Genomic DNA, 990 nt, shown 5'->3' with positions numbered 1-990 from the left:
GCGGCGATGCCCAGAAAGGCATTGTCCGTCAAAAGATTGCCGATCACCCGCGTCGACAGCATGTTCGGGTATTGGGCGAAGCAGACAGCATAGGCGATCAGGAAGATCGCGACGGTGGCGACGAGCGGAAGGTAGCGCGGGTTCATTTCGCCTCCTGCTCCGTCTTCTCCGCCACCGCTCGTGGACGCGACAGGAAGACGAAGGCCGACTGCGCGCGCGGCGACTGGATAACCAGAATCAGCACGATGATCGCCGCCTTGATGATTAGATTGAGCTCCGGCGGGAAGCCGGACAGAAGGATGCCGGTGTTGATCGACTGGATGATAAGCGCTCCCAACAGCGAGGCCGCGATGGAAAAGCGCCCGCCGAGAAGCGAGGTGCCGCCCACGACGACAGCAAGGATCGCATCGAGCTCGAGCCAGAGGCCGGCATTGTTGGCATCCGCGCCGCGGATATCGGCCGCCGCAATGATGCCGGCAATGGCAGCGCAGAGGCCGGAGAGCACATAGGCCGCGATCAGCAGCACGCCCGTCGATACGCCCGACAGCATGGTGGCGCGGCGGTTGATGCCGAGCGCTTCGATCAGCATGCCGAGCGCGGTACGGCGCACGAGGAGCGCCACCAGCAGGCCGAAGACGAGCCAGATGACGACCGGCATGGGCAGACCGAAGAACGAGCCGCTGCCGAGGAAGATCAAGCCCGCATCGTTGAAGGTGAGGATAGCGCCCTCGGTGATCAATTGCGCGATGCCGCGGCCGGCGACCATCAGCACCAGCGTGGCGATGATCGGCTGGATATCGAGCACCGCGACGAGGATGCCGTTCCACAGGCCGCAGAGAATGCCGGTGCCGAGCGTGATGAGAAGCGTGATAGCAAGCGAATGGCCGGATGTGATGCAGGCGGCGGCGACCGCGCCGCAGATCGCCATGACGGCGCCCACAGACAGGTCGATACCCTTGGTGGCGATGACCACCGTCATGCCGATCGCCA

Annotated in this window: 1 protein-coding gene and 1 pseudogene; both read right to left on the bottom strand. The window is 64.2% G+C overall.

Annotated features, from left to right (window positions below; all coding sequences use genetic code 11):
• A pseudogene (locus tag GB927_RS34215) lies at positions 1–146 on the bottom strand (sugar ABC transporter permease YjfF); the annotation flags it as partial.
• Positions 143–990: ABC transporter permease (locus tag GB927_RS34210; protein ID WP_256121589.1), on the bottom strand; the 848-nt coding region annotated here is incomplete at its 5' end. The pseudogene GB927_RS34215 and the gene GB927_RS34210, both read right to left, overlap by 4 nt.

This window comes from Shinella lacus (assembly GCF_010994755.1).
In the GTDB taxonomy this organism is placed as follows: Bacteria; Pseudomonadota; Alphaproteobacteria; order Rhizobiales; family Rhizobiaceae; genus Shinella; species Shinella lacus.
The sequence above is the reverse complement of the archived record's forward strand: the minus strand, read 5'-3'. Positions and strand labels throughout refer to the sequence as shown.